Source organism: Acinetobacter sp. NIPH 2699 (assembly GCF_022549355.1).
Taxonomy (GTDB): Bacteria; Pseudomonadota; Gammaproteobacteria; order Pseudomonadales; family Moraxellaceae; genus Acinetobacter.
In genome coordinates, this window is the sequence record NZ_JAKZGL010000006.1 from 72,370 (window position 1) to 94,073 (window position 21,704).

A 21,704-nucleotide genomic window follows, 5' to 3' on the forward strand; every position below is an offset into this window, starting at 1 on the left:
GTAGATATGTGTGTCAGGGTAAATATAACTATGATAGATTGGACTTGTCTACTCTAAGATATTGATATATATAATATTATTTAAATAAAAGTTGGTTTATATATTATTGATATTCATAGATATTTATATATGGATAAGAAAAAATATATATAAAACAGTCTTGTAACCTATGTAACACCTGTAACATTAATAAAATTAGTCATTTTATATATTGGCAAAATCTACCATTTTTTAGAGTTACTAAGTTTTTTGCACCAATATTAATCATAAAAATGATACCCCTCCCATCGACTTTTGACCAAGAGAAAATTTCATGGGGGGACGGTCTTTAAATGGGTGTACCTTTTGGACTTTTGACCCCATTTCCCCTTGTAAGGTGAATAACTAGGACCATGCTGGTGGTCAGGTGGTCAGGTGGTCAGGTGGTCAGGTGGTCAGGTGGTCAGGTGGTCAGGTGACTGCATCACAGTCAAAAATTCTGGAAAGGTAATTCCCCTTGCCAAAGAGGACACCACGGCAAAAACATTAATGTGATTTTAAGAGTGAGCATAGGCAGTTACGGGCAAACAACTGGTTTTAAGAGTTACAGCATTAATCTTCATCGACTATACTTAATGATTATCCCTTATTTCAAAGAAGAGCATTTGATATGGATGGACTTCAATTACTTATTGAACAACAAAACGAATTTGAAGCCTATAAAAGTGAGAAAGCTAGACAATTGGAAGAGCATGTAAATCATCTAAAGTATTTGATTACAACTGAGTTCCTTTCTATCTGTCCTGATTTCGATCATGAGATTAAAGAAGAAAATATTTTATTGTTTAAGTACAAAGAATTAAATATTTCGATTCAAATAGTTAATCCTATAACTGAAAAACGCAATGAGAAAGAATATAACCTTGCTGAACGCTCCACAAAAAGATTAACTATTAAAGTAAGTATTCAACGTAAAAAGAATGCAGAGTCAGAATACTTTGAGGTACTTGATGTAACTCAGTATAAAAAAGATGGAGAGTATCTATATAAGTTTGACTCAAATACAACATCGAACTTTTTAGAATTGATTAATATGTTCTTTAAGCATGTAAAAAAGAATAAAGTTGAGTTTAAGCAAGATAGATTTCCTTACTAGTATGAGCATTAGCTTTCGATCCAGTCTAAAGAGCAACTCAATCTATCATTAGACTATACCCAAAAGAGAATTTGATAATTATATCTCACTGTCTATCATTTAACTTATTTACTTAGTTAAATGATAGATTTATCATAAGTCATATTAAATGATAGCTATATGATAAAGGCTAGTGATATGACAATTAGAATATATGTAAGAGCAAGTACCAAAGATCAAGATGCAGAGCGAGCATTGAATGATCTTATTTCATTTAGCCAAAGCTATGGCGATCAATACAACACGTACATAGAAAACTATTCAGGTACAAAGCTTGAACGCCCAGCATTAAATCATTTACTTGCAGAGGCGAATAAAGGCGATATTCTTTTAGTTGAAAGTGTGGATAGACTTAGCCGATTGTCACAAGATGATTTTGCTATTCTAAAAGATAAGATCAAAGCTAAAGGTTTACGTTTGATCGTTGCAGACCTTCCGACCACACATACAAGCAATGACGGTATGACAGGTGAGATATTGAATGTCATTAATGCCATGCTTATTGATCTACTGGCAACTATGGCGAAGTTGGACAATGACAAGCGCAAGGAGCGAATCAAACAAGGGTTGGCACGCTCAGGATATGTACCTACTGGTAAGAAAGCAGATGTAACTAAGCATGTTAGAATTAAAGATTTAAATACCAAAGGTTTAACTAAAGAAGAAATAGCGAAGGCTGTAGGGTGTGGCGTTGCAACTGTGTATAGAGCTTTGAAAGGATAGTGTATGGATGTTTGTAGTTTGGACTGGGGAGCTATAGCAGGTTTTGCAGGAGCTGTAGCAACAATAGGTACAGGAGCTATAGCTTTATATATTTCTAATCAATGGAGAAAGCAAAAGGGTAGTGAGGTTGTAGCTAATGAAGCTGAATCCTTGATTTTACTTCTTAATGAATACGAAGAAGAGTATATGACTGTTCATAGTAGTATTGTAAATAAAGAGAAAATAACATTAGAAATTAATAGATTAAAAGACTTAGCTCTAAAGGTAAGAAGACAGACACAATTTTTTTATCAGCTTACTAATGAGGAAGAGCAGTCAATTCTTGATTCAAAAAAAGACCTTACCAATTACTATAAAAAGTTAGAAAGGCTACAACAGATGAGTTTTAATGATGCAATTGCAGATAGGGATGGTGTACACCTAGCTGAGCATGTGGGGAACAGTCTTAAAACACTCAGGACGATATTAATTAAATACTTTAAGTATCAAAAATAAGGATACGATTAAGGATACATTTATTATGTATTTTATATAGTTTATTTATATCAGTATCTTATTGATATGACCGAGTCTGACCCTCGGACCAAGATTCAAAGACCCCAAGCTGGTATTAAAGGCTTGGGGTTTTTTTATGGCGATTAAAAATGTTAGTCTAAGAAGCCTATTTAATTTTTACTGTAGTACAAATTTTAGGTTGTGGTTACTTTTAGATGTAAATTTTTTGAAGAATAATGAGGGTCTGTTGTTATTTTAATCGTGTATTGCGTTATGTTGCGAAACAGTGTTTCTCATCGTTTAGAATAACTAAATTTCGAAGAATGCCTTGTACTGTTTAGGGTGGCTTGAGTTGAAAATGCTTAAGTCATCAGTATTTGTGCAATGTCAGCAGATCCTATGAAAAGGAGAAATAATGAAGCCGTATCAAAGAGCTGCACTTGCTTTGGCAGTACTAAAGCTAGAAACAAATAATACTAAACGCAATATTTATGATTATAGTCAGTCTCGTTACCCTCGTATTTCAGGTCATGCAAATAAAGAACGTATAAAGTTTTTTGATTATGATCGAAATACGTATTTTGAGGGGCGTTTTAATGGCAGTGAATATCGCCTTTATGATTACGGACATGGTGAATATATCTCAATAAAACAAAAAACGAATGGTTGTTATGAGGGCTATCATTATGGAAATGGGCGCTACTATTCAATTGCCGTTCAGGGCGATAAGGTGCGTTTTTACGACTATGGCACCTCGCTGTACTATAACTTTGCATAAAAAGATTTTTACGTTCTAATCATTTGATAAATTCCATTGTTTTTGTTTATCTTTGTTAAGAGCATTTAAGCCAGTATGATCGATAAGGAGGAGTGGTCTTTGGCCACTTCTTTGGTCATTGCTTGCAACCATGCTTTTCCATTCATATTTTTTAGCCCACTTCATTAAATATCCATGTTAAAATTTAATGAAATTTCACGTTTTGTTTCGAAATCATGAGAAGCATTTATTGCCTTTTATGTTAAACTTTGTTAATACTAGGTGATAGTTGTCACATTTTTCTTAATAAAACGTAAGCAACCGTATAATGATAATATTCGAGAGGCGGGCATGGCTATTCAATTATTAGAATTACAGCAGGCCGAAAAGTTAAGTGCTTGTAAGATTTCTTTGTCTTTAGGTCTAAACACTGAACAGAATTTAATTGAGCAGTTTCTGCAATTCAATTGTAAATTGATGCAGGCTAGTAGCGCATTGCTTGCTTTTCACCAAGAGCCGTATCTTTGGCATCGTTGCCCTGAAAAACTACAAGCAGTTGATTCTACTAAGATTGCAAAAAGTCTGAATACACTCTTTGTCAATGATGATCTGATAGATCATCAGCATCCGCGCTATCCGACCTTACTTGCTTTTCTTAACGTATTTAAACGAAAAGTTCAAAGTGCGATTGCACTGCCTCTTAGACATCCTGATCAAACCTCTTTGGGTTATGTGGTGCTCTTTGATGAGGATGTACAAGCGTTTAGCGAATTGCAAAAACAACTGTTACAAGCGCAATGTATTAATTTCATGCAACAGCTTGAGTTGAAATTTAATCATGATGAATTAAAAGAATTATACGAACAAGAAGCTGCCTTGAATGTGAGTAAAACCAAATTCTTTTCTATCATTTCACATGACTTACGTGCGCCTTTTCATGGCTTACTGGGCTTTTCTGAAATACTGGCAAAAGAGCGTGATACCTTAGATGAATCCAGTATTCAAAATATTGCAGACTATTTGCATGAGACCTCTCAATCAACCTATAACTTATTGGAAAGTTTGTTGAATTGGGCAATGGCAGAGGGCGGTCGTTTTGTTTATCACCCAATCAATTTTAAGTTGCGACAGATTACCAATATTGTCACTGATATCTTAAAAACATTGGCTTTGAAAAAGCATATCGAACTGGTGAATGAAGTCGATGAAAACCTAACTGTCTATGCCGATATGAATATGATTACTTCGGTGATTCAGAATCTTGTTTCAAATGCCTTGAAATTTACCGATGTAGATAGTGCTGGAAAAGTCTTTATTCGAGCGAAAATCAAAGATAACCATGTGGAAATTTGTATTAAAGACACTGGTCTCGGTATGACTCAAGAGCAGATAAAAGATTTATTTCAACCTCGCATCACTGTGAGTTTAAAAGGAACGGCTGGTGAGAAAGGCGCTGGTTTAGGACTGGCCTTGTGTAAACGGTTTGTAGAAATGAACCTCGGTGAAATTAGTGCCAGTTCGAAGGAGGGGGAAGGAACGCTGTTTACCGTGCTCTTGCCTGCTGCACGTGAACATGTCGATTCATGTGTTGAACAGCATAATAAAAGTCAAGAAAAATTAGCCTAAGAGATTTTAAAGATAAGCTTGTAACTGATATAACTAGAAAGGTCTACAGACCTCATTAAGATGACATTAGTCGAGCTTTTTTTATGAATGCAGAACAGCTACAAAAAACCTTAGTTGCCAGTCAGTATGCTGAACAAGTTTTAAATTTATACCAAATACAATTAGAACAAGATTATGCTGAAGATCAATTTCTTTGCTCACTCTCGACGGAAAGCATTTTTCAAAAAGTTCAAGCTACCCTTGCAGATATAAGCGATGAACAGTTGTGGATGAAAGCACTCCGTATTTTACGTGCCACTTTGATGTTCCGCTGGATTTGGCAAGATGCCAATCAATTGACTGATGTTGTCACGCTGACACGGGAGCTTTCTGACTTTGCCGATGCCAGTATTTGTGCTGCGAAAGCTTTTGCGCTTAGCCCTTTAATTGCCAAGCATGGTGAGCCGATCGGTTACTCAGGTCAAGTGCAAGACCTTATTGTCATCGGTATGGGGAAACTTGGCGCACAGGAACTCAACCTTTCTAGCGATATTGATTTGATTTTTGCCTTCGATGAGCAGGGCGAAAGCAATGGTCGTAAATGTATTGATGTGCAGCAGTTCTGTATTTTATGGGGACAAAAACTCATTTATTTGCTCGATCATATTACTGCGGATGGTTTTGTTTTTCGCGTCGATATGCGCTTGCGTCCGTGGGGGGGTGGTTCGGCGCTGGCCATTAGCCATATCGGCTTGGAAAAATATTTAAGTCAGCATGGTCGGGAATGGGAACGCTATGCTTGGATTAAAGCGCGTGTCGTTACGGGTGGAAAAGAGGGCGCAGATTTAATGGCAATGGCGCGTCCTTTTGTGTTCCGTCGTTATGTTGATTATTCCGCATTTGCTGCGATGCGTGAAATGAAGGCCATGATCGAACGTGAGGTGATGCGCCGTAATATTGAGGATGATATTAAGCTCGGTGCGGGTGGTATTCGTGAAATTGAGTTTATCGTGCAAGTATTCCAGTTGATTTATGGTGGATCGAGACGCGAACTACATGATCGCCAATGCTTGGTCAATTTGCAGCATTTGGCTCAGGCTGAATTGTTGGATCAGCAGGCAGTAAGTGATCTTGAAGATGCATATCTATTTCTAAGACGAGTGGAACATGCGATTCAAGCACTCAATGATCAGCAAACCCAATCTTTGCCAACCGAACCAGAACTCAGACAACGCATGTTAGATACTTTAGGCTTTGCAGATTGGTCATCATTTTTAAAGGTGCTGAATCAGAAGCGCGATAAGGTCAAAGTTCAATTCAAACAACTTATTCAAGAAAACGAATTTTCTGAACCTGTTGATGATTTTGAGCAGTTGGAACAGCAGCTCAATGCAGTCTTGGATGTTGATGCGCAAAACCTGATTCAGAACTTTTGGCATGGGCAAGCATTACGTAAAATTCCAGCCAGTGCCTTAGGGCGGTTAAAGAAATTCTGGCCACATCTGATTGAAGCAATCTTACAGTCAGATCAACCTCAGGTTGCTTTGTTGCGTTTGATGCCTTTGATAGAGTCGGTACTGCGCCGCACCGTGTATCTGGTGATGTTGATGGAAAGTCGTGGTGCTTTACAACGATTGGTGAAAATGGCAACGGTGAGTCCATGGATTTGTGAAGAGTTAGCTCAGTATCCTGTGTTGTTGGATGAATTTTTGTCGATGGACTTTAGTTTACCGCAACGTCAAGATTTGGAAGATTCTCTGCGCCAGCAATTACTGCGTATCGAAATTGATCAAGTTGAAGATCAAATGCGGGTGTTGCGTTTATTTAAAAAGAGCAATGTACTCACGGTTGCTGCCAGTGATGTCTTGGCTGAAAGTCCATTGATGAAAGTCTCAGATGCCTTGACGGACATTGCAGAAGTCAGTGTTCAGGCAACCTTGAACTTGGCGTATCAAGCAGTCGCTGAGCGTCATGGATACCCCGTCAGTAATTCTGGGCAGCGTTGTTGTTTAGATGCCAAAGGCTTTGCTGTGATTGGTTATGGCAAGCTCGGTGGAATTGAATTGGGTTATGGTTCTGATCTAGATTTGGTGTTTATCCATGCTTTTGAAGAGCAAAGCGAAACGGATGGCAGAAAGCGTATTAGTGGTGCTGAGTTTGCGATTCGAGTGGCACAGAAATTTATGTCACTGATGACTACCCAAACCCTAGATGGGCGTGTCTATGAAATTGATACCCGTCTAAGACCATCAGGTGAGGCAGGAATGTTGGTTACTAGCCTCAAAGCCTTTGAGCAATATCAACAAAAACATGCATGGTTATGGGAGCATCAGGCCTTGGTGCGTGCTCGTTCGATTGCAGGGGATATACAGCTTTGTCAGCAGTTTGAAGCGGTTCGGTGCAAAATTCTTACCCAAATCCGTGATGAAAATGTGGTGCGTGAAGAAGTGATCAAAATGCGCCAAAAAATGAAAGATCATTTGGGCTCATCTTCTGAGCAAAAAAAACATGGCATTTTTCATTTAAAACAGGATGCGGGTGGTATCGTTGACATTGAATTTATGGCACAGTATGCAGTGCTTGCATGGAGTGGGACGAATACAGATCTCGCCCATTTTTCCGACAATGTAAGAATTTTAGAGGATGCTGCTCAAGCAGGCTGCTTATCCAGTGAAGATGCCACAGCATTAATACACGCTTATCTCCGTGAACGAGCTGAGAGTCACCGTCTAGCGCTTGCAAATCAATCAATGCAAGTCAATGCTGCGGATTGGCGCGATACCCGCGAGATCGTTTGCAAGTTATGGCAAAGATTAGTTGATCCAACTGCAATAGCATTGGAAAGTGAATAATAGTGTAAAAAATGGAGTATGTGCGATGAGTTTGGCTGATCGTGATGGTTTTATTTGGCAAGATGGAAAAATGGTTGATTGGCGTGATGCAAAGATTCACGTCCTAACACATACACTACATTATAGTATGGGTGTGTTTGAGGGTGTTCGTGCCTATGAAACCCCGAATGGTACAGCAATCTTCCGTTTGCAAGATCACACCAAACGCTTATTAAATTCAGCAAAAATTTATCAAATGAAAGTTCCATTTGATCAAGCGACTTTAGAACAAGCACAAATTGATGTCGTGCGTGAAAATAAATTGGTGTCATGCTATTTACGTCCATTAATTTGGATCGGTTCTGAGAAGTTAGGTATCGCTGCAACGGATAATACCGTTCATGCAGCGGTTGCGGCATGGTCTTGGGGAACATATCTCGGTGACGAAGCGATGGCGCATGGTATTCGTGTGAAAACTTCATCGTTTACTCATCACCATCCAAACGTAACCATGTGTAAGGCAAAAGCATGTGGTAACTACACCGTGTCAATCTTGGCGCATCAAGAAGTTGCACGTGCAGGTTATGACGAAGCAATGTTGCTTGACCCACAAGGTTTCGTCTGCCAAGGCGCAGGCGAGAATGTCTTCTTGATTAAAGATGGTGTGTTACATACCCCTGATTTAGCTGGTGGTGCATTAGAAGGGATTACCCGTCAAACGGTGATGACCATTGCCAAAGACCTCGGTTATGAAATCGTTGAACGTCGTATCACCCGTGATGAATTCTATATTGCTGATGAAGCATTCTTCACTGGTACTGCTGCGGAAGTGACCCCAATTCGTGAATATGATGACCGTGAAATCGGTTGTGGTTCACGTGGTCCAATCACCACTGAAATTCAAAAGACTTTCTTTGATGCGGTTCAAGGTCGCAATGACAAATATGCGCATTGGCTGACTTATGTGAAATAAGTACATCGCTGTCGATTAAGCGAAGCTCAGGCTTCGCTTTTTTATTACCTTGTGTTTTAGATTGAGTTGTCAACAGATTGCAATCAAAGCATCATCAATCTTTCATTGAACTGGACTACGTTGATCTCTAAGAGTAATTAGAAAATAGAGAAACAATGAAAATTACCGTGGTCGGAGCAGGTTATGTGGGCTTATCCAATGCCTTATTATTTTCCAAACAACATGATGTGATCGTACTCGACATTGATAAAACAAGAATTAATCAGATCAATCAAAAAGTATCTCCAATAAGTGATGCCTGTATTCAAAGCTACTTATCTGAATCTCATCTTGAAGCGACATGTGACAAAGAACTGGCATATCAGCATGCAAAATTAATTATCATTGCGACACCGACCAATTACAATCCTGAAACCAATTACTTTGATACCTCAAGTATCGAAACAGTGATCGCGGAGATTCAAACAATAAATCCCAAAGCCCTCATGTTGATTAAATCCACAGTACCCGTGGGGTATACGGCTGAAATTTCTAACAAACTCAATTTGAAGAACTTAATTTTTTCGCCAGAGTTCTTAAGAGAAGGGCAGGCATTACAGGATAATTTGTATCCGTCACGGATCATTGTCGGTGAAAAATCTAAGCGAGCTGAGAAAATTGCCAAGTTGTATCTTAAAGCAACCATCAAAAAAGATGCTGTGCTGTTATGTGTCGATTCGACGGAAGCAGAAGCGATTAAGCTTTTTTCTAATACCTATTTGGCGATGCGTGTGGCTTTCTTTAATGAGTTGGATACCTATTGCCTAAAAAATAAATTGAGTGCGTTAGATATTATTAAAGGCGTTGGTTTAGACCCGCGTATCGGTGATCATTATAACAATCCGTCCTTTGGTTATGGGGGCTATTGTTTGCCTAAAGACACCAAGCAGTTGCTCGCCAATTATCATGAAACACCACAGGAATTGATTTCTGCGATTATTCGCTCTAATCAAACCCGTAAACAGGCGATTATTGAAGATATTTTGAGTCGGGGCGTGACATGTGTTGGGGTTTATCGGCTCACGATGAAAGCAGATTCTGATAATTTTAGAGAGTCTGCGGTACATGATGTTTTGCAAGGATTGGCGGATGCAGGCATCAAGATTATGATCTATGAGCCGACTTTAGTGGCGAAGGAATACATGGGACATCCTGTTGAAGCCAATTTACAAAAATTCAAATCGGCTTCTGATCTTATTATCGTGAATCGTATGGTATCGATGTTTAGTGATGTGATGGAAAAAATTTATAGCAGAGACTTGTTTGGGGTGAATTAGGGTTCAGTTCAATAAAACAGCGTGTGAATAATCCTAATTGTTTGACGAATTTATAATAATCAATTTAATCATGCCTATGCTAAGATAGCTTAATTCGGTGCATACTATTTAAGGCTTTGTAGCATCAAGAAGCAAAGTAAAAATATTATCTCAGGCATTAAGGTTATCAGATGGTCGACACTCAACAAAACTCAACAACACACGAAGAAAATATCATTTTGTGTATGAAATGGGGAACAAAATACGGTGCTGAATACGTCAATCGTTTGTATAACATGGTCAAACGCCACCTGACTTTACCTTTTAAAATGGTTTGTCTCACCGATCGTACTGAAGGAATTGATCCCAATGTACAATGTTTTCCAATCCCATCTTTAGATTTGCCAGCAGGTGCACCTGAGCGTGGTTGGAATAAGCTTTCGACCTTTGAACCTGATCTATATGGACTCAAAGGTAACGCATTGTTTTTAGATTTAGATGTAGTGATCGTTGATAATATTGATTGCTTCTTTCAGGAAAAGGGCGAATTTCTGATTATTCATGATTGGAAACGCCCATGGCGAATCACAGGTAATAGTTCAGTTTATCGCTTTAAATTGGGTGCTTTTCCCGAAATTTTACCGTATTTCCGTGAGCATTTTGATGAGATTCGGCAAAAATTCCGTAATGAACAAGCCTATCTGTCGTGGTTTGTTGATGAGCACGGAACATTAAGTTATTGGAATGAAGATTGGTGTAAAAGTTATAAATACCATTGTCTACAAAAAATTCCACTCGCCTATTTTAAGCCGCCTGTAAAACCAAAGGGTGCAAAAATTATTATTTTTCATGGTGAGATTAATCCACCTGATGCAGTCAATGGTGGTGGTGGGAAATGGTATCGCTATGTATTGCCATCAGATTGGATTAAAGAGGCTTGGCAGTAATTGCTAGGCGGAAAAGAGCTTGATTTATGAAAGATACAATACAACCTATTGATATCGTGATTGCTTGGGTTGATGGAAATGATCCTAAATTAAAAAATAAACGTCAGCAATTTATAAATCAATCCGCGCCTGAAAATGCTTTGGATGCAACTCGCTTTGCCAGTAATGATGAAATTTATTTTTGTATTGCATCAATCCTAAAGTATGTACCGTATTGTAGAAAAATCTATGTGGTGACTGATCAACAATCACCACAATGGTTAGATCAATTTGAGCAGCAAAATCTTTGTGGAAAAGGCAAAATTAGGATTGTGGATCATACTGAGTTATTTAGCGGTTACGAATTTGCGCTGCCTACGTTTAACTCTTTAAGTATCGAAACGATGCTATGGAATATTCGAGGGTTATCGGAGCATTTTATTTATCTAAATGATGACTTCTTTTTTAATAATTTCTCGAATATTCATGATTTTTTAGATGCCGATCGTATGGTGATCTATGGGCATTGGCAGAGTAGTCTTGTAAAAAAAATCAAATATATTCTTAGAAAATTTGTGCAAAATAAATTTGGAAAAATAGCACAGCCTAAATACTCGATGGCGCAAATGTTGAGTGCTGATATTGTTGGTTTATCTCGATATTTTGAAATTCATCATCGTCCACATATATTGAGTCGAGTACTGTTAAGCAACTATTTTGAAAAAAATATGCAACAATTGCAGAAGCAAATTAGCTTTAAATTTAGAAATATTGATCAAGTTTTACCAGTTGGCTTGTCCAATCATTTAGCCATCCAAACTGATCAAGCAATTCTCAAAGATGATGTTGAAATTGCCTATTTAAAAGATGATCGTAATTTGGAGTCATTTATTCAAGCACTGTCAAACCAACACATTAAATTTGGTTGTATCCAAAGTTTAGATCAACTACCGCAGAGTGATGAAGAACATATACGTCTCGCACTCACTCATAAATTTAGAGATGTTTTGCCTAGTCAAATCCAAGCGACTATTGCAGGATAAGCGAAGGAAAATCGGATGAAAGTTGTTACTTATCTCATTAATCTAGAGGGTAGTGATCAGCGTTTAGCAAGTGCAACAGCTCAGTTGCAGCAAGCGGATTGGGTATTTACCCGTTTTCCTGCCTATGATGGACGTGGCAAAGCACTGTCTGAGTTTGAGAATTATGATGATGTTGGTGCTCAGAGAGTTTTAGGGCGTAGTCTGATTAATTCTGAGCTGGGGTGTTATCTCAGTCATTATGGTTGTGCTGAAAAATTTCTAGAGACAGATGCGGATTATCTAGTTGTTCTTGAAGATGATATCCAAGTTTTACCGAACTTTAAGCAAAATCTTGATTCACTATTAAACTACCTAGATCAGCATAAACAACTTGATTGGTTTGTGGTGAATCTAGCTGCGAAAAAGAAAAAACTTGCAAAAGACATAGTCCAGATTCATGAATATACAATTTGGCATGCTTATTATTTTCCAATTCGTGGTGTGGGATTAGTTTGGTCAAGAAAAGGTGCTGAGGAGTTTGTAAAACTTGGAAAAATCATGCAAGTGCCCGTCGATATCTTCTTCCAAAGCTGGTTAAGTAAAAATGGTAAAGGATTGGGAGTATGGCAGCCTTTTGTACAACCCGCAGGCTTAGACAGTGATATTTTAGGAACTGTTGCCACGCAGGGAATTAAGCGTAAAACTTTGGAAAATCGCAGTGCTTCACATGGGATTAAAAAGCAAAAACGGATGTGGCGTGACCGTTTTTATGCAATTCGACATTTGATTTCTTGATAATGAATGATCTTTAAGAATAACTTTAGTGAACGATCATGACTAAAGTTATTTAGTTTATAGCTGGGCAATATTTATGAAAATTTTTAAAAAATTATTTTATTTGGCAAAATTTTACGTGATGTATTCTAATAAGATTCGACATAAGAATAAAAAAATTGATAATTATGCCGGTATGTTGACGTTCAATCCCATAGAAAAAGATATCATTTTACCGAAAAAAATATGGATGTATTGGGAAAATAGTATTCCTGAGTTCGTTGAAAAGTGTATTGATAGAATGCGCGAAAAGAATCCTGATTATGAGGTTCTTGTACTCAAACCAGATAATGTAAATCAATATAGTCAAATCGATTTTAGTTTACTTAAAGATGCAACTGCTCAACAGAAAGCAGATTTACTTAGATTTGATCTTATGTATCATCATGGTGGTATTTGGTTGGATGCAAGTATTATTCTATATGATAGTTTAGACTGGATTTCTGACATCATGGTTAAAAACAAAACAGATAATTTTGCTTATTACCGCCGTAAAAATACGACAAATTTAAATTTTCCAGTGTTGGAAAATTGGTTGCTTGCCAGTGTTGGTAATAATATGTTTTTTAAACAATGGTACGATGAACTATATTTGGCAATTAAAAAAACACCCAAAAAATATATACAGAATATTAAAGTAACAGAATCAAATACCAAGGATCTTTTTCAAGAGATCAGCAATTTAGAGTACTTAGTTGCATATGTTGCTTGTCAAAAAGTTATGAGGAAAAACTTTCCAAGTATTACATTGATTGATTGTGATGAAAATGCGTTCTATTATCAGGTTAAAAATAGATGGGTTAAAGAAAAAATCTTAATTAATATGGCGATTAATTATCCAGCAGATGAATATCCGAAACTGATTAAACTGGCTGGGAAAGAGCGTAATTATCTATGCCAGTATTATAACAAAGGTATGTATTTTGAAGGCTCTCTTATTGATATTTAATCTGTTGCTATAAGCTACTCCAATATGAACTGTTGTAATAATTTATATTTTGCTTGCTGTTCAAAGTATTGTGCAGATGCAAGTGAACCAGCGATGGAAATATGTCGGCCATCAAAAGAATAAGGTAGTAGAGGGGTTGCCATTTGGTCTGGACGGAATAGCTCTTGTTGCTTTAGTAGCAGGGTATTTGAGTGTTTTACTACCATATTATCAATAACTTTAGCTGCATATTTTTGTTGTGTAGCTTTTTCATTCTCTAGATAGCTTTCCAAAGAAAGTTCTTTTTGTAACCACATAGCTCTTCTAAACATCAAACTAATGTTTTTATCAAAAACATGTGGCTCTTCCATTACAATTACTTTTTTATGATGTTGTTCAGCAATGGCTAATACTTCTGCAAATGTGTTTTGTTGTTCCATTCTCACCACTTCAGACCAACGACCAGCGAAAATGAGTACGTCATATTTATCTATGTTCTGAGCTAAATATTGGCGATTAAATAGACATTGTTGGTAGGATATAGAGGAGGTATTCCCTGTGAACTGTTTATCGAAGCTTGGATAGCACCAATTAGTTGAAATCACTTGAATATTCAAATTCAGTTTTTTTCCAATATGATCCCAAAATGGATTGTTGTGACCTGCAAAGGAGTCGCCAAAAAGTAATGCGGATTGTGCATGATCTTGTTTTGACGCAAGAAAACATTCTAGCCCTTGCTGACCAACATTTAGGCTGCGATTATCTTTAATATTGTAAAAACACCAACCATTTTCAACACTTGGCATTTGCATTTTTTCAAGGTTACTAAGGTAGGTTGGGTTTGCTCGACTTTTAACACCATCTTCACCGATATATTTATAAATCGGATAACTAATAACTAAAATAATAAAGAATAATAAGTAAGCATATTTCCTATTCAATTTCTGTAAGAAATTACGACTGTTTTCGATATATGTATAACTTAACCACCCCAATATAAAGGATAAAATGATAGCTAGACTGATATTAATTAAATTGTGTGTAATGATAAAATAATTAAGTAGGAAGAATACTGGCCAGTGCCACAAATAGATAGAGTAGGATGCACTACCAATATTTTGGATTAGCTTTGTTCGTGTAAGAATTGAGTCTTGACGGTTTGCTACTAAGATTAGCATTGTGCCAATTACAGGCAGTAATGCAGCATATCCTGGCCAAGGGGTATTTTGATTTAATACAACAAGGCTAACGATTATGCATACAAAACCAACCCCTTCATTAATTTTTTGTAAGGGCACAGATAGTTGGAGGTTTCTAGAGTAACAATATACTAAACCACCAGCGATTAACTCCCATGCACGAGTGGCCAACTTATAAAATGCATACATTGGATCATTAGGTGTAATATTAATGGATAAATACAACGAGCTGAAGAAGAGTAAGCTGAGTAATATTCCAATATGCTTCAGCTTCTTATCTAATTTTGCGTAAAAAACCAGCAATATTGGAAACAAGATATAGAATTGCCACTCTACGGCTAATGACCAAGTATGTAAGAGTACTTTGTCGTGAGTATCTGGTGCAAAATAATCCCCAGCTTGTCGATAATAAAGCTCATTGGAGAGAAAAGTGAGGCTATATCGAGCATCTTTAGCAAAAACTTTAAAGTCTTCAGGGATAAAAATGAACCAACCGAGAACAGTTAAAAATAAAATAACAAACAGTAACGCGGGAAATATTCGAATAATTCGAGCGAGATAAAAGTCTGTAAAAGAAAAGAGTCTTTTTTCTAATTTTTCAATAATAATTTTTGTCATTAAGTAACCAGAAATGACAAAAAAGATATCAACACCAAGATATCCTGCTGAAAAACCAAAGACTTGGAAGTGAAAAAGTACGACTAAAATTACCGCATAAGCCCTTAATCCATTAATATCAGTCCTAAAATTTTTGACGCTCATGCAACAATGATTTCTAAAAAAGGGTAATTATATGGGTTATTGGGTTAGAGAGGGAATTAGATTGTATTGATTTTTTTAAAGGACTTTATAGCACTTTGTGGTGAAAGATTATAAACCTGAATATTCTTTTCAGTAAAAAACTGTGCAGCGGCATCAAATGCTGGAAGGATTAAATGTAAATATTGATCTAGCATAGTTGGCTGCTTATTTTCACTATTTTCATAAAAACGTGGTTGTGAAAAATTATTCATATCTAGACCAGCGATATAAATTTCTTTGAAACCAATTGCATATGCAATTTGTAATGCAACGTAAGGAACTGTTAAATAATCAAAGACTGCATTGAATATATTAGTTGAGAAACCAAATTGACCATATACGTGGAAATATGATTTTTCTGGGTCAATCTTCTGTTTTTTCCCCATAAATGGTTCTACAGTTTTGTCTTGGAAAATCGTCTCTATTATTTTGATCTGGCACTTGATTTGACTAGGCTCAATTCTTTTTAAAATAATATCTAGACAACGTGGGGTCGTAAAAAATACACAATCACTTTCAAGTACTTTTAAAACAAGATCAAATCGTTTGGATGTAAAGTTAAAATCAATAATTACATAATATTTAAAGTGAATATAATCGAGTGAAATAGCGCCATTGACGCCTATATAGTCATAGTCTGGATTGGAAAAAAAACGGTGATCCATCTCTTTGATTGATGGTCCTGTTGCAACTAACACACAGGTTTTTTTGTCACTTTCAAATGGCTTTGTATGATCAGCAATCAACCTTTTATTAAAGAATAACTTTTCTAGGTCACCCTCATCATTGCGAATCGTTTTGTAGTATGGCCAATAACGGCGGTTATGTTTATATGCTTTGGAATGGAAAGACTTATATAGGAATTTTAAAATATTTTTGGTGATTTGATTAAAAAAAAACTGTTGCATTGAAGGTACTCAGGAATAAGTTTATCGCCATAAAATTGGAGGTAGACCATGATTAACAAACTAATTATATTATATCTTTAATATGAAGAGTGATCAGTAGGTCAAAAATCAGTATGGAATATTTCAATAAGCATACGACACTAAACCATGAACAAATAAGGGGGGAGGGATAGTGTCGGCTTAAAAAGTTATATTGATTTAATCATCTAAAGAAAACTTCTTTTTATCTTTAAATAGGGATTTAAGGTATTTGAGTGAACGATTGAACCAATTCTTATCATCTTCAGGACGAGTTACCTTATTACCATGATAATTGACTTGGGTTGCCTTTTGAAATGCTCCATAAGGCTCTACAAGATAATTTTCCAGTTTAAAGCCATGATCCAAAGCCTCCTGATAGTATTGATCAAATAATTCAATTAAATCTTGTCTCGGATGTGGCATGATTTTACCATCAAACCAATGTTTTTGACCTGCTGCCTCAAGGCGTGGTAGCGCATATTTATGACTAAATTGCGTTCCCATGTCGGAGTAGTGCAAAATTTTAATTTGCTCAACTGCTAAGCCTTCACCATCAATATTATTGTATGAATCTTGATAAGATTGAACAAGTTCAGGTTTGTCTTTCAAGAGTTGCATTAATTGTTTATGGCTGTTTGGATCCGATTGAATATTTTTCAACGAAGGAAGATATTGCTTTGCTTTTTCACAATCCCAGACACATGTACAAAGTCGAGCCGTACTTTTACCACCTTTAGCGATGACGATTGCATCATTATTCATCGGATGTGACCATAATTCAGCTATATCACATAACACAATGACATCTGCATCCATATAGATCGAACGCCCTTCAAAGTTTGATGACTCTGGAATAGCCCAGCGGAAACCAGAAAATGGTGTTGCCCATTTCTCAGTATGCCAGCCTTCATTGGATTGTGGATTGGTATACCACGGACTTTGTGGATCGTGGCTGAGTTGCATCCAAACAATTTCGATTTGGTGTTGAGTGTGTTTACGAATGCTGTAATCAAGCACCATCATTTGTTCTAAATCACAGTTATTGGGATCACAACCAACAAAAATTTTAATTACTTCACTATTCATATCTGCAATACACTTCATAATATATAAATCAATGCAGTATGTAGAAATGGATCTCTAAAATGCACTGCATGACGAATTAAAGCTATCATTGTAAGTCTATATTTCCAACATGGCTAGCCTTGATCTGTATTGAAAAAAATAGAGTGAGCTGGATACATGGAATAGTTTCTTAGGGGATACAAATGAGATGTATTTTGTTGTTGAATTTACAATATATTATATGAATAATACTTTAGGTTTACTCTCTTATTATATTGTGTCCTGCTGTGGTTGATGAAGATTATACTATGAAAAATTTTGTGATAAGTCTTTCAAATGAGTCTCAACGTAGGGAGCATATTTATACTGAATTTGGTAAAGAAGGCGGGGCATTTGAGTTTTTTGATGCCATTACACCTGAGACTTTATCTAAAACTGCAATTGATTTTGGGATAAATATAGAGACTACAGACTTACACCCAAATGAAATTTCTTGTGTATTCAGCCATGTAGTTTTGTGGCAAAAAGCAATAGATGAACAGTTAGACTATATTGCCATTTTTGAGGATGATATTTATTTAGGTAAACATGCCCAAGCTTTTTTGAAGGATTCTCTTTGGATTCCTGAACGTTGTGAAATAATTAAATTAGAAACGCTATATCGTAAAGTATTTCTTTCTAGAAAATATGAGACTTTACAATTAGAACATCAACGTAAGTTAATGGTTTTAAATGGCCCGCATATGGGAGCTGGTGGTTATATCTTGTCACGTAAAGCCGCTGAAAAACTATTAGATTTTACTATTAAACTTCCAAAACTAATACCGATAGATCATATTATATTCAGAGTATATCCAGAAGTAATGAATGAGAAAGTCTATCAGTTATCACCTGCTTTATGCATTCAGGACGTTATTTTAACGAATGGTGATACAAACTTTCCTAGCTCCCTTGAAGACGTTCGAAATATTCGTAAAGGCGAGAGCAAAGTTAAAAAGAAATTAAGTTTACTTGCTAAAACTCAACGGGAGCTCAGCCGTCCGTTCTTACAAATATTTTCTTTTATCCAAAATGGAATCTGGTTTTTTCAGGGGAAGAAGGTGGCTAAAATTAAATTTAAATAGTGCTCTAATCGCTATTTAATCGATTTCTTATACAGCTCATCTGAGGTTTTTTCATCCCTAAACCGCTTATACCCCCACATATATTCGCTAGGAAAGCGGTTGATCATCTGTTCAACTGCTTTATTTAATGCAGTCGTTGCAACCTCGATATCTTGATCATAAAGCTCTGGATCATTCAGGTCATCACAATACACCTCAAAACCTTCGCCATCTTCACGACGGAAGCAGCTTAAACCGACTAAACGGCATTGGGTTTTTTGTGCCATTTTACTGGCCAGAGTGCTGGTCAAACAGGGAATCCCAAAAAAGGGAACGACCACACCGCCAGAAGGTTGTGGAACATGGTCGGGTAGAATGACACTAAAGCCACCTTGTTTGAGATTTTTAAACAGTGCTTTCACACCATTGGCATCGGTAGGAACAAGGGAGGCATTGAGTCGTTGGCGAGCATGTAAAGCAAAAGCATTAAAACCACGATCTTTCATGGGCTTATACATGATGGTTGGGATACCATATTGATGGACCCAAGCATTCATCATTTCCCAAGTTCCGAGGTGCGGTGTAATAATCAATGCACCTTTGGGATCATTGAGTGCATCGGTTAAGACTTCTAAATGATGCACCGTATGAATCTGTTGGATACTCCACTCAGGTGGCATGGCCCAACATTTTCCAGATTCGATATAACTTAGACACTGTTTTGTGACACTTTCTCTCGCAAGTTTTTCTCGCTGTTCTTCATTTAGATCAGGATATGCTAAACCAAGATTAACTCGTGTTTTCCACAACATACTTTTATTTGGGTTTTGATTGAGCAAGTATGCCGCCACTTTTGCGATACTACGCAAAAATGGCAAAGGCAGAATACGAAGAAGTGTGCGGGACAAAAACATTTTAATTAGTCTTTTTTATCTGCATTGCCTTTGAGCACCATATAAATGAGCGAGGCAAAAATGAGTAATGCGCCCGCTAAGCTGCTGATGCAAAAGTATAAAATTCGTTGGTAAGTGGTCATATTGAAGAGTTCATTCGACAAGATGTAACGCATAAGAAACCATTGCGCAAGTGAAAACACAATAATGACAATTGTGTGTCGACGCACATCTGGACGCATGGCCATGGGCAGATACCTTCAATAAAAAACTGGTTTATTATGCCATTAAAGAGAATCAATCTCAATTTACTAAAAAGGCGCTGTTGACAGCGCCTTTCCTTTGCTTAACGCATTAAGCTTCTTTCTTTTGTTGTTCGCGTAAACGAATACCCAAATCACGCAATTGATTTGCTTCAACGGGTGCAGGTGCTTGAGTCAATGGACATTCAGCAGTCTTGGTTTTCGGGAATGCAATCACATCACGAATAGAAGAAGCGCCTGTCATTAACATCACAAGACGATCTAAACCAAATGCCAAACCACCATGTGGAGGTGCGCCATAACGTAATGCATTCAACAAGAAGCTGAATTTTTCTTCTGCTTCTTCATCAGAAATACCTAAAGCTTCAAAAATCGCTTTTTGCATTTCTAAATTATAAATACGCAACGAACCACCGCCGACTTCAGTACCGTTGAGGACCATGTCGTAAGCGACAGAAAGTGCAGCACCTGGGTTGTTCTTCACTTCTTCAACACTTGATTTTGGGAGTGTGAATGGGTGGTGAACCGACGTCCATTTACCATCATCTGTTTCTTCAAACATTGGGAAATCAACCACCCAAAGTGGTGCCCATTCACAAGTCGCAAGATTTAAGTCATGACCAATCTTCACACGAAGTGCACCAAGTGCATCGTTGACGACCTTAGCTTTATCCGCACCAAAGAACACGATGTCGCCATCTTGAGCGTCAACACGTTCTAATAGTTCAAGTACGATGGGTTCGATGAATTTAACGATTGGAGATTGAAGACCTTCAATACCTTTTGCCAAATCATTGACTTTGATATAGGCCAAACCTTTTGCACCGTAGATGCCTACGAATTTGGTGTATTCATCAATGGCACTACGCGGTAATGATGCTGCACCCGGAACACGTAAAGCAACAATACGACCTTTAGGATCTTTTGCAGGGCCTGCGAAGACTTTGAACTCAACGTCTTGCATCAGATCAGCAACATCAATGAGTTTCAATGGAATACGCATGTCAGGTTTGTCTGATGCATAGTCACGCATTGCGTCAGCATAAGTCATACGTTGGAATTTATCGAATTTAACGCCAAGAAGTTCATCGAACATCTTCACGGTTAATACTTCCATCAAATCCATAATGTCATCGTCACTCATGAACGATGTTTCAACGTCGATTTGGGTAAATTCAGGCTGACGATCCGCACGTAAGTCTTCATCACGGAAACATTTGGCGATTTGGTAGTAACGATCAATACCACCCACCATCAGTAATTGTTTAAATAACTGTGGGGACTGTGGAAGCGCGTAGAAGCTACCATTTGAAACACGACTCGGCACCAAATAGTCACGTGCGCCTTCTGGCGTTGCACGGGTGAGAATCGGTGTTTCAACGTCTAAGAAACCATTGTCTTCGAAATAATTACGAATTAAGTTGGTTAACTTAGAACGAAAACGTAGACGATCTAACATTTCTGGACGACGAATATCCAAGAAACGATATTTCAAACGAATTTCTTCAGAAATATTGGTATTTTCATCATTTAAAGGGAAAGGCGGTGTTTCTGAAGCAGCAAGTACTTCAATGTCTTTGCCTAAAACTTCAATTTGACCACTCACCATATTGGCATTTTCAGTGCCTTCATAGCGACGACGAACGCGGCCTGTAATTTTTAAAACAAATTCTGAACGTGCTTTATCCGCAGTTGCAAATGCTTCTGGGGTATCTGGGTCAATGACCACTTGCACGAGACCATCACGGTCACGCATATCTAGGAAAATTACACCGCCATGGTCACGGCGACGATGAACCCAACCGCATAAAGTCACTGTTTGATCGATTTGGGCTTCTGTTAAAGAGCCACAGTAATGAGTGCGCATCATATTGAATTATTTATCCAA

At 37.3% G+C, this 21,704-nt stretch carries 20 protein-coding genes; 13 read left to right on the forward strand and 7 right to left on the reverse strand.

What is annotated here, in order from left to right; all coding sequences use genetic code 11:
- Window positions 1-649: 649 nt before the first annotated feature.
- The 4 genes from MMP72_RS08115 to MMP72_RS08130 all read left to right on the forward strand — a co-directional run bounded on the left by MMP72_RS08115 (window position 650) and on the right by MMP72_RS08130 (window position 3,170).
- Window positions 650-1,135 carry a hypothetical protein gene (locus MMP72_RS08115; RefSeq protein WP_241316204.1) on the forward strand — a complete coding sequence of 162 codons (486 nt, stop codon included), beginning with the start codon at window positions 650-652 and terminating at the stop codon, window positions 1,133-1,135.
- 177 nt (window positions 1,136-1,312) lie between these two features.
- On the forward strand, window positions 1,313-1,897 hold the full coding sequence (locus MMP72_RS08120; protein WP_241316205.1) for a recombinase family protein: 585 nt from the start codon (window positions 1,313-1,315) through the stop codon (window positions 1,895-1,897).
- Between the two features lie 3 nt (window positions 1,898-1,900).
- Window positions 1,901-2,392 carry a hypothetical protein gene (locus MMP72_RS08125; RefSeq protein WP_241316207.1) on the forward strand — a complete coding sequence of 164 codons (492 nt, stop codon included), beginning with the start codon at window positions 1,901-1,903 and terminating at the stop codon, window positions 2,390-2,392.
- A 415-nt stretch (window positions 2,393-2,807) separates the two neighbouring features.
- Window positions 2,808-3,170, forward strand: coding sequence for a hypothetical protein (locus tag MMP72_RS08130; protein ID WP_241316209.1), 363 nt, complete (start codon window positions 2,808-2,810; stop codon window positions 3,168-3,170).
- A 15-nt stretch (window positions 3,171-3,185) separates the two neighbouring features.
- On the opposite strand, the gene MMP72_RS08135 is transcribed toward MMP72_RS08130, so the two are convergent.
- Window positions 3,186-3,335 (reverse strand): hypothetical protein, encoded by a 150-nt coding sequence (locus MMP72_RS08135; protein ID WP_241316210.1) that lies wholly within the window; start codon window positions 3,333-3,335, stop codon window positions 3,186-3,188.
- 165 nt (window positions 3,336-3,500) lie between these two features.
- Between MMP72_RS08135 and MMP72_RS08140 the strand changes: the two genes are divergently transcribed.
- From MMP72_RS08140 to MMP72_RS08175, 8 genes are all read left to right on the forward strand, one after another.
- On the forward strand, window positions 3,501-4,775 hold the full coding sequence (locus MMP72_RS08140; protein ID WP_241316212.1) for a HAMP domain-containing sensor histidine kinase: 1,275 nt from the start codon (window positions 3,501-3,503) through the stop codon (window positions 4,773-4,775).
- Window positions 4,776-4,858: 83 nt separating this feature from the next.
- Complete coding sequence (glnE, locus tag MMP72_RS08145; RefSeq protein WP_241316214.1) at window positions 4,859-7,606, forward strand: bifunctional [glutamate--ammonia ligase]-adenylyl-L-tyrosine phosphorylase/[glutamate--ammonia-ligase] adenylyltransferase; 2,748 nt, start codon at window positions 4,859-4,861, stop codon at window positions 7,604-7,606.
- A 25-nt stretch (window positions 7,607-7,631) separates the two neighbouring features.
- The gene (locus MMP72_RS08150; protein WP_241316216.1) at window positions 7,632-8,558 is read left to right on the forward strand and encodes a branched-chain amino acid transaminase; all 927 of its coding nucleotides are present in this window, start codon (window positions 7,632-7,634) and stop codon (window positions 8,556-8,558) included.
- 155 nt (window positions 8,559-8,713) lie between these two features.
- A complete protein-coding gene (locus MMP72_RS08155) occupies window positions 8,714-9,874 on the forward strand; it encodes a nucleotide sugar dehydrogenase (RefSeq protein WP_241316218.1) in 1,161 nt (386 codons plus the stop codon).
- Between the two features lie 170 nt (window positions 9,875-10,044).
- On the forward strand, window positions 10,045-10,800 hold the full coding sequence (locus tag MMP72_RS08160) for a glycosyltransferase (protein ID WP_241316220.1): 756 nt from the start codon (window positions 10,045-10,047) through the stop codon (window positions 10,798-10,800).
- Between the two features lie 26 nt (window positions 10,801-10,826).
- Entirely contained in the window at window positions 10,827-11,822 is a 996-nt protein-coding gene (locus MMP72_RS08165; RefSeq protein WP_241316221.1) for a Stealth CR1 domain-containing protein, read from the forward strand.
- Window positions 11,823-11,837: 15 nt separating this feature from the next.
- On the forward strand, window positions 11,838-12,596 hold the full coding sequence (locus MMP72_RS08170; protein ID WP_241316223.1) for a glycosyltransferase family 25 protein: 759 nt from the start codon (window positions 11,838-11,840) through the stop codon (window positions 12,594-12,596).
- Between the two features lie 76 nt (window positions 12,597-12,672).
- Complete coding sequence (locus MMP72_RS08175; RefSeq protein WP_241316225.1) at window positions 12,673-13,584, forward strand: capsular polysaccharide synthesis protein; 912 nt, start codon at window positions 12,673-12,675, stop codon at window positions 13,582-13,584.
- Between the two features lie 14 nt (window positions 13,585-13,598).
- Here the strand turns inward: MMP72_RS08175 and MMP72_RS08180 are convergent, their stop codons facing one another.
- From MMP72_RS08180 to MMP72_RS08190, 3 genes are all read right to left on the reverse strand, one after another.
- Window positions 13,599-15,524 (reverse strand): acyltransferase family protein, encoded by a 1,926-nt coding sequence (locus tag MMP72_RS08180; RefSeq protein WP_241316227.1) that lies wholly within the window; start codon window positions 15,522-15,524, stop codon window positions 13,599-13,601.
- A gap of 56 nt (window positions 15,525-15,580) precedes the next feature.
- Entirely contained in the window at window positions 15,581-16,471 is an 891-nt protein-coding gene (locus tag MMP72_RS08185) for a lipopolysaccharide biosynthesis protein (RefSeq protein WP_241316229.1), read from the reverse strand.
- Window positions 16,472-16,669: 198 nt separating this feature from the next.
- A complete protein-coding gene (locus MMP72_RS08190; protein ID WP_241316387.1) occupies window positions 16,670-17,578 on the reverse strand; it encodes a glycosyl transferase in 909 nt (302 codons plus the stop codon).
- Between the two features lie 266 nt (window positions 17,579-17,844).
- Between MMP72_RS08190 and MMP72_RS08195 the strand changes: the two genes are divergently transcribed.
- Window positions 17,845-18,681 carry a glycosyltransferase family 25 protein gene (locus MMP72_RS08195; protein WP_241316231.1) on the forward strand — a complete coding sequence of 279 codons (837 nt, stop codon included), beginning with the start codon at window positions 17,845-17,847 and terminating at the stop codon, window positions 18,679-18,681.
- 11 nt (window positions 18,682-18,692) lie between these two features.
- On the opposite strand, the gene MMP72_RS08200 is transcribed toward MMP72_RS08195, so the two are convergent.
- The 3 genes from MMP72_RS08200 to aspS form a co-directional block, all read right to left on the reverse strand.
- Window positions 18,693-19,574, reverse strand: coding sequence for a lysophospholipid acyltransferase family protein (locus tag MMP72_RS08200; RefSeq protein ID WP_241316233.1), 882 nt, complete (start codon window positions 19,572-19,574; stop codon window positions 18,693-18,695).
- Window positions 19,575-19,579: 5 nt separating this feature from the next.
- Window positions 19,580-19,801: a hypothetical protein gene (locus MMP72_RS08205; protein WP_241316235.1), complete on the reverse strand. Its 222-nt coding sequence runs from the start codon at window positions 19,799-19,801 to the stop codon at window positions 19,580-19,582.
- Window positions 19,802-19,907: 106 nt separating this feature from the next.
- Window positions 19,908-21,686: an aspartate--tRNA ligase gene (gene aspS / locus MMP72_RS08210; RefSeq protein ID WP_241316236.1), complete on the reverse strand. Its 1,779-nt coding sequence runs from the start codon at window positions 21,684-21,686 to the stop codon at window positions 19,908-19,910.
- Between the last annotated feature and the right edge of the window lie 18 nt (window positions 21,687-21,704).